The sequence below is a fragment of the Burkholderia sp. 22313 genome (assembly GCF_052045245.1).
GTDB lineage: Bacteria > Pseudomonadota > Gammaproteobacteria > Burkholderiales > Burkholderiaceae > Burkholderia.
Genome location: NZ_JBQEON010000038.1, coordinates 59671 through 67183 on the forward strand (window position 1 = coordinate 59671; position 7513 = coordinate 67183).

7 protein-coding genes are annotated in these 7513 nt (G+C 67.8%); all 7 read left to right on the forward strand.

What is annotated here, in order from left to right; genetic code table 11:
* Nucleotides 1-64: 64 nt before the first annotated feature.
* The 7 genes from phnS to ACTJKF_RS26180 are packed head-to-tail and all read left to right on the forward strand — an operon-like array spanning nt 65 to nt 7356.
* The gene (phnS, locus tag ACTJKF_RS26150) at nt 65-1156 is read left to right on the forward strand and encodes a 2-aminoethylphosphonate ABC transporter substrate-binding protein (RefSeq protein ID WP_440627400.1); all 1092 of its coding nucleotides are present in this window, start codon (nt 65-67) and stop codon (nt 1154-1156) included.
* Between the two features lie 34 nt (nt 1157-1190).
* The gene (phnT, locus tag ACTJKF_RS26155; RefSeq protein ID WP_440627402.1) at nt 1191-2294 is read left to right on the forward strand and encodes a 2-aminoethylphosphonate ABC transport system ATP-binding subunit PhnT; all 1104 of its coding nucleotides are present in this window, start codon (nt 1191-1193) and stop codon (nt 2292-2294) included.
* Nucleotides 2272-3192: a 2-aminoethylphosphonate ABC transporter permease subunit gene (phnU, locus tag ACTJKF_RS26160; protein ID WP_440627404.1), complete on the forward strand. Its 921-nt coding sequence runs from the start codon at nt 2272-2274 to the stop codon at nt 3190-3192. Before phnT ends, phnU begins: the two co-directional genes overlap by 23 nt.
* Nucleotides 3182-4042, forward strand: coding sequence for a 2-aminoethylphosphonate ABC transport system, membrane component PhnV (gene phnV / locus ACTJKF_RS26165; protein WP_440627406.1), 861 nt, complete (start codon nt 3182-3184; stop codon nt 4040-4042). Before phnU ends, phnV begins: the two co-directional genes overlap by 11 nt.
* Nucleotides 4039-5349, forward strand: a complete 1311-nt coding sequence (phnA, locus tag ACTJKF_RS26170; RefSeq protein WP_440627408.1) for a phosphonoacetate hydrolase — start codon at nt 4039-4041, stop codon at nt 5347-5349. Before phnV ends, phnA begins: the two co-directional genes overlap by 4 nt.
* On the forward strand, nt 5346-6800 hold the full coding sequence (gene phnY, locus ACTJKF_RS26175; protein ID WP_440627410.1) for a phosphonoacetaldehyde dehydrogenase: 1455 nt from the start codon (nt 5346-5348) through the stop codon (nt 6798-6800). The genes phnA and phnY overlap by 4 nt, the downstream gene beginning before the upstream one ends.
* 4 nt (nt 6801-6804) lie before the next feature.
* The gene (locus ACTJKF_RS26180; protein ID WP_440627411.1) at nt 6805-7356 is read left to right on the forward strand and encodes a phosphonate degradation HD-domain oxygenase; all 552 of its coding nucleotides are present in this window, start codon (nt 6805-6807) and stop codon (nt 7354-7356) included.
* The last annotated feature ends 157 nt before the right edge of the window (nt 7357-7513 follow it).

A 7513-nucleotide genomic window follows, 5' to 3' on the forward strand; every position in this document is an offset into this window, starting at 1 on the left:
TGTTCGACTGAAACGAGCCGGATCGTGCCCCGGCCGCTTGGTGTTCCGTCTACGGAGAAGTGAGATGACATTGCAGAATTCCTCGCGCGCCGCTGCCGGCGCGTTCCGCAAGATTGCGCTGGCCGCGTGCGCTGCCGGTCTGCTGCAAGGCGCGGCGATGCCCGCGCATGCGGCGAACGCGGTCGTGCTGTACACGGCGGACGGTCTCGAGAACCTCTATCGCGATGTGCTGCCGGCGTTTGAGAAGAAGGAAGGCGTCAAGGTCAACATCGTGACGGCGGGCAGCGGCGAGGTCGTCAACCGCGCGAACATCGAGAAGAATTCGCCGAAGGCGGACGTGATCGTCACGCTGCCGCCGTTCATCCAGCAAGCCGGCCAGATGGGCCTGCTGCAGGCGTACCAGAGCGTCAACTACAAGAACGTGCCGGCGATCGCGAAGGCGGAAGACGGCACGTGGGCGACCTTCGTGAACAACTACTTCTCGTTCGCGATCAACCCGGACGTCGTGAAGAACCAGCCGAAGACGTTCGCCGACCTGCTGTCGCCGAGCTATGCCGGCAAGGTCGCGTACTCGAACCCGGCGACCGCCGGCGACGGGATGGCCGTGCTGATCCTCACGACGACGCTGATGGGCGAGGACAAGGCGTTCGACTACCTCGCGAAGCTGTCGCAGAGCGTGAAGTTCCACACGAAGGGCACCGGCTATCTGAACGTGCTGCTGTCGCGTAACGAGATCAGCGTCGCGAACGGCGACCTGCAGATGGACCTCGACGACGCCGAGCACGGCGCGCTGTCCGTCAAGCCGATCTTCCTGGCCGCGAAGGCCGGCGACCAGCCGACCACGTTCCAGCTGCCGTACGGCATCGGCCTGATCAAGCGCGGCCCGAACCAGGACGCCGGCAAGAAGCTGATCGACTACCTGATGTCGACGGAAGTGCAGTCGAAGGTGCCGGACATGTACGGCATCCCGGGCCGTACCGACGTGCCGCTGGCCGGCAAGAACGGCGAAGCCGTCAAGAAGGCGATCGCGGGCGTGAAGCTGATCCCGGTCGACTGGAACCAGGTGATGGCGAAGAAGCCGGAGTGGATCGAGCGCTGGAAGAAGGACGTGATCGGCAGCTCGGGCAAGCAGCTCGACGTCGTCAAGCCGAAGTGATCGGCGCACGCCGCCTGGATTAGTGAGCAAGAGGATGAACCCGGTGGACACCACCCTGACCCATCCCGGCGCATTCGGCGCCGCCGAACCGCAAGCGACGCTGCGGTCCGGCGCGCCGGGCGGCGTGCAGATCGAACACCTGAGCGTGCGCTACGGCGCACGCACGGTGCTGGAAGATCTGTCGCTGTCCATCGGCGCCGGTGAATTTTTGACCGTGCTCGGCAAGAGCGGCTGCGGCAAGACCACGCTGCTGCGCTTCATCGCCGGGTTCGTGAAGGCCGAGGGCCTGACCGGCACGCTGACCGTGGCCGGACGTGACCTGACCTATGCGCCGCCGCACAAGCGCAATCTCGGTCTGTTGTTCCAGAATTACGCGCTGTTCCCGCACCTGTCGGTGTTCGAGAACGTCGCATTCGGGTTGCGCGCCCGCGGGATGGCCTCGTCGGAAGTGACGCGCCGCGTCGCCGACGCGCTGAAGCTCGTGCAGCTCGGCGATGCCGGCCACCACCTGCCCGCGCAACTGTCGGGCGGGATGCAGCAACGCGTCGCGCTGGCCCGCGCGCTCGTGATCGAGCCGGACGTGCTGCTGCTCGACGAGCCGCTGTCGGCGCTCGACGCCAACCTGCGTGCGTCGGTGCGCAGCGAACTGAAGGCGCTGCACGAGCGTCTGCCGAACCTGACCGTCGTCTGCGTGACGCACGATCGCGACGACGCGCTCGTGCTGTCCGATCGCGCGCTGTTGATGCGCGACGGCCGCATCGCGCAGCTCGGCACGCCGCAGCAGCTGTACGACGCGCCGCAGGACGGCTACGTCGCGCGCTATCTCGGCCCGGCCAACCTGCTGCCGCCGCACGTGATCTTCCCGCTCGGCGATCCGCGTCACGACGTGCGCGGCAGGATCGCGTGCGTGCGCCCCGAGCGCCTGACCGTGATGCCGCCCGCGGCGGGCGGCCTGCACGGCACGGTGTCGTCCGTCGAATGGCAGGGCGCGGATCTGTCGATCGCGGTCGTGATCGACGCGGCGCCCGACGAACCCGTGCGCGTGACGATGCAACGCGGCCGCGGCGCGGCTCCCGAGCGCGGTGCGCGCGTGTCCCTGCATTGCGAGGCAGACGATGTCGTCCTTATCGAGCCCTGAAGCCGGCCTGTCGCCGCGCGCGCTCGCGTCGGCCGCCGCGCATGCCGCCGCCGCGCGGCGCCGCAAGCGCATGGGCGACCTGCACCTCGCCGCACTCGCGATCGTCGTGCTGGGCCCGCTCGTCGTCTATCCGCTCGTGCGGCTCGTGCTGCTGAGCGTGACCGGCGATCACGGGCTGAGCTTCGCCGCATATCGCACGTTCTTCGGCAATCCCGATACGCGCAACGTGCTGCTGACGACCGTCGGCGTGCTGTTCGCGAGCGCCGGCACCGCGTCGGTGCTTGGCGTGCTGCTGGCCGCGCTGCTGTTCTTCAGGCCGTTTCCGGGCGCGTCGCTCGTCACGCGCTTCCTGGAACTGTACGTCGCGTTTCCGTCGTTCCTGGTCGCGTTCACGCTGATCTTCCTGTACGGCTCGCAAGGCTCGGTCAGCATTGCGCTGCAGCACCTGTTCCAGCTCGAGAATCCGCCGCTCGACTTCCTGTTCGGCATCGGCGGCGTGATTCTCGCGCAGACCGTGTTCTACACGCCGTTCGTCGTGCGGCCGACGCTCGCGTCGTTCGCGACGCTCGACCTGCGCCTGATCGAAGCGGCACGCAGCCTCGGCGCGTCGGGCTGGATGCTCGCGCGCCGTGTCGTGCTGCCGATCGCGTGGCCGGGCATCGCCGCCGGCACCGTGCTGTGTTTCCTGCTGACGCTGAACGAGTTCGGGATCCTGCTCGTGCTCGGCAGCGCGCGGCTCGTGACGCTGCCGGTCGCGATCTACAGCAGCGCGACCGTCGACCTCGACCTGCCGACCGCGTCGGCCGGCGCGGTCGTGATGCTCGCGCTGTCGCTGGCGCTCTATGCGGTGTATCGCCGGGTGAACCGGCGTGCGACGGGAGGAAACGATGTCCGCTGAATTCCGTATCGGGCAAGCCGTGCCGCGTCACCAGATCGACTGGGGCGACACGGTGCTCAAGCATGCGTCGCGTGCGGCGCTCGCGCTGGCCGCGTTCGCGTGCTTCTGGCTGTTCGTGCTGCCGGTGGTGGTCGTCGCGCTGTCGAGCGTGTCGACGCAATGGTCGGGCACGATTCTGCCGGCCGGCTATAGCCTGCGCTGGTTCGCGCGGCTCGGGTCGCCGGAGTACGATGCGCTGCTGACGAGCCTCGAAATCGGCTTCGGCGTGTCGGCGATCGGCACGATCCTCGGGCTGTGGCTCGCACTCGCGCTCGAAGGGCGCGACCGGCGCGGCCTCGGCGCGCTCGTCGACGCGCTCGTGATGGTGCCGAACGGCGTGCCGAGCGTCGTACTCGGGCTCGCGGTGCTGATCGCGTATCACCAGAAACCGTTCGACCTGTCGAGCTCCGCGGCGATCGTCGTGTTCGTGCAGCTCGCGCTGATTCTGCCGTTCTGCTATCGCTGCGCGGCCGCCGCGCTGCGTCCGGAACTGACCGTGCTGCGCGAAGCGGCGGCAAGCCTCGGTGCGCCGCCCGCGATGGTGCTGCGCCGCGTGCTGCTGCCGCAGCTCGTGCCGGCGCTGCGCGCGAGCCTCGCGCTCGGCTTCGCGCTGTCGCTCGGCGAGCTCGGTGCGACGCTGACCGTCTATCCGCCCGGTTTTGCGACCGTGCCGATCGTCGTGATCGGCCAGGTGGAGCGCGGCTACTACCTTCCGGCATCGGCGCTGTCGTTGCTGATGCTCGGCGCGTCGCTCGCGGCGCTGCTGCTGATCGCCGCACGCGTGCCGCGCGGCAAGCGGGCCGCATCATGAACGCCGCATTCGCGATGCGGTTGCCCGGCGAGCAAGCGGCCGCCGGCAAGGTGTCGACGGATCTCGCGGGACGGTCCGTCGACGTCAACGGCCGGCGCTACCGGCTGCCGGTCGAACCGACCGTCGTCGTGTGCGTCGACGGCTGCGAGTACGACTATCTCGAGCGTGCGGTGGAAGCCGGCGTCGCGCCGTTCATCGGCCGGATGATCGCGGAAGGGTCCGCGTGGCGTGCCGATTGCGTCGTGCCGACCTTCACCAACCCGAACAACCTGTCGATCGTCTGCGGCGTGCCGCCGTCGGTCCACGGGATCTGCGGCAACTACTTCTGGGATCCGGCCGCCGATGGCGGTCGTGGCGCCGAAGTGATGATGAACGATCCGGCCTACCTGCGGGCCGGCACGCTGCTCGCGGCGGCGTCCGACGCAGGCGCGCGGGTGGCCGTCGTCACGGCCAAAGACAAGCTGCGCCGGCTGCTCGGCTGGCAGATGAACGGGATCTGCTTTTCCGCCGAGAAGGCCGCGCAGGCCAATCTCGCGGAAAACGGGATCGTCGACGTGCTCGACTGGGTCGGCCTGCCGTCCCCCGACGTGTACAGCGCGGCGCTGTCCGAATTCGTGTTCGCGGCCGGCGTGCGGCTCGCGCAGACGCGCCAGGTCGACCTGATGTACCTGTCGACCACCGATTACGTGCAGCACAAGTGCGAGCCGGGCAGTCCCGGCGCGAACGCGTTCTACGCGATGATGGACCGCTATCTCGCGCAGCTCGATGCGCTGGGCTGGGCGATCGGGCTCACGGCCGACCACGGGATGAACGCGAAGCACGACCCGGCGACGGGCCGCCCGAACGTGATCTATCTGCAGGACGCGTTCGACGGCTGGTTCGGCACGCAGGCCGCGCGCGTGATCCTGCCGATCACAGATCCGTACGTCGTGCACCACGGCGCGCTCGGCTCGTTCGCGACCGTGTATCTGGCGCCGGGCGTCGACCGGACCGACGCGATGTGGCGCGTGGGCGGCCTCGACGGTGTCGAGCTCGTGCTCGACAACGCGGAAGCCGCCGCGCGCTTCGAGTTGCCGGCCGACCGGATCGGCGACCTCGTCGTGATCGCACGGCGCGACATGACGCTCGGCACACGCGCGCGCGAACACGACCTGTCCGGGTTGACCGTGCCGCTGCGTTCGCACGGCGGCGTGTCCGAGCAGGAAGTGCCGTTGCTGTTCAACCGCCGGATCGAGCGAGTCGACCCTGCGCGTCGTCCGCGCAACTTCGACGTCTTCGATTTCGTGCTGAACCGGATTGCGTCATGATGGCTCATCCCCGACAGGATCATCCTGCGTTTCGCGCCGAGGCGCTGCGCTGGTGCGGCACGCGCGCGACGCGCGACCGCGTGTTCGACGTTACCGATCCGTACACCGGCACGCGTGTCGGGACGGCACCGCTGGCGAGCGTCGACGACGTGCGCGCCGCGTTCGACCATGCGATGGCGTACCGGCCGGCGCTCACGCGCTATGAGCGTTCGCAGATCCTCGAGCGCGCGGCCGCGCTGCTGCGCGAGCGGACCGAGGAAGCGTCCGACCTGATCACGCTCGAATCGGGATTGTCCAAACAGGATTCGCGCTACGAGATCGGCCGCGTCGCCGACGTACTGAAGTTCGCGTCGGTCGAGGCGTTGCGCGACGACGCGCAGAGTTTCTCGTGCGACCTGACGCCTCACGGCAAGGCGCGGCGCGTGTTCTCGCAGCGCCAGCCGCTCGACGGCGTGATCGTCGCGATCACGCCGTTCAATCATCCGATGAACCAGGTCGCGCACAAGATCGCGCCGGCGATCGCGACCAACAACCGCGTGATCGTGAAGCCGTCGGAGAAGGTGCCGCTGTCGGCGTTCTATCTGGCGGACCTGCTGTATGAAGCCGGGTTGCCCGAACCGATGCTGCAGGTGCTGACCGGCGATCCGCGCGAAATCGCGGATGAACTCGTCACGCATCCGCATGCGTCGCTGATTACGTTTACGGGTGGCGTGTCGATCGGCAAGGCGATTGCCGCGCGGGCCGGCTACCGGCGCATCGTGCTGGAGCTGGGCGGCAACGATCCGCTGATTGTCCTCGACGATGCGGATCTCGACCGCGCGGCGTCGCTCGCGGTGCTCGGCTCGTACCGGAATTCGGGGCAGCGCTGCACGGCCGTCAAGCGGATCCTGGTACAGCGCTCGATCGCGCCGGCGTTCACCGAGCTGCTCGTCGAGAAGACACGTGCCTGGAAGTACGGCGATCCGTTCGATCCCGCGAACGAAATGGGCACGGTGATCGACGATGCGGCGGCACGGCTGTTCGAGGCGCGGGTCGGCGAGGCGGTCGCGCAGGGTGCGCGATTGCTGACCGGCAACGTGCGGCGCGGTGCGCTGTATGCGCCGACCGTGCTCGACAACGTCGATCCGTCGATGACGATCGTGCGCGAGGAGACCTTCGGCCCCGTCTCGCCCGTCATGACGTTCGACACCATCGACGATGCGATCCGGATCAGCAACGGCACGGCATTCGGATTGTCGTCGGGTGTCTGTACGGACAGTACGGCCGCGGTCGTGCGGTTCGTCAACGAGTTGAACGTCGGTACGGTGAATGTCTGGGAGGTGCCCGGATACCGGATCGAGCTGTCGCCGTTCGGCGGGATCAAGGATTCGGGGCTCGGCTACAAGGAAGGCGTTCAGGAAGCCATGAAGAGCTTCACGAACCTGAAGACGTTTTCGTTGCCTTGGGAGTAAGTGGATGGCACTGACGTTAGAGGAGATTCACGGGCTGTATCGCGAGCACGGCCACGTTGCCTATAGCGGAGAACCGGTCACGCAGCTGGAGCATGCGTTGCAGAGCGGCTTGCTGGCGGAGGAAGCGGGCGCTGACGACGCGCTGGTCGCGGCCGCGTTCCTGCACGACCTCGGGCATCTGCTGAATCGGCAGGGCGAGACGCCGAGCGCGCGCGGGATCGACGATCTGCATCAGTATTACGTGCTGCCGTTCCTGCGACCGCTGTTCAACGACACGGTGCTGGAGCCGATCCGTCTGCACGTCGACGCGAAGCGTTGCCTGTGCCGGACGGATGCCGGCTACTTCGAGAGCCTGTCGCCGGATTCGGTGCGCAGCCTGTCACTGCAGGGCGGTATCTTCAGTGACGAGGAGACGGCGGCGTTCCTGCAACGCCCGTTCGCGGAAGACGCGCTGCGTCTGCGCCGTTGGGACGATACGGCGAAGGAAGAAGGCAAGGTGACACCGAATCTCGATCACTATATGGAGATCGTCGCGCGCCAGGTGCGCGCGGCCTGACGGTTCGGCTGCTTCTATATAAGGCCCCGCACGCGGCAGCGTGCGGGGCCTTATATTTTTTGAGAAACCCCTTGCGCGAATGCCGCGAGCTGCCTACAATCACGCCTCTTTCGCGCTAACGGAAACGCAGCGCGGGGGAAGAAGGGAGGCGGTGCGG

Bases quoted from the DNA above. Each gene is read 5' to 3' on its own strand.
- phnT (WP_440627402.1), top strand. From the start codon at position 1,191: ATGAACCCGGTGGACACCACCCTGACCCATCCCGGCGCATTCGGCGCC.
- phnY (WP_440627410.1), top strand. From the start codon at position 5,346: ATGATGGCTCATCCCCGACAGGATCATCCTGCGTTTCGCGCCGAGGCG.
- phnS (WP_440627400.1), top strand. From the start codon at position 65: ATGACATTGCAGAATTCCTCGCGCGCCGCTGCCGGCGCGTTCCGCAAG.
- phnA (WP_440627408.1), top strand. From the start codon at position 4,039: ATGAACGCCGCATTCGCGATGCGGTTGCCCGGCGAGCAAGCGGCCGCC.
- phnV (WP_440627406.1), top strand. From the start codon at position 3,182: ATGTCCGCTGAATTCCGTATCGGGCAAGCCGTGCCGCGTCACCAGATC.
- ACTJKF_RS26180 (WP_440627411.1), top strand. From the start codon at position 6,805: ATGGCACTGACGTTAGAGGAGATTCACGGGCTGTATCGCGAGCACGGC.
- phnU (WP_440627404.1), top strand. From the start codon at position 2,272: ATGTCGTCCTTATCGAGCCCTGAAGCCGGCCTGTCGCCGCGCGCGCTC.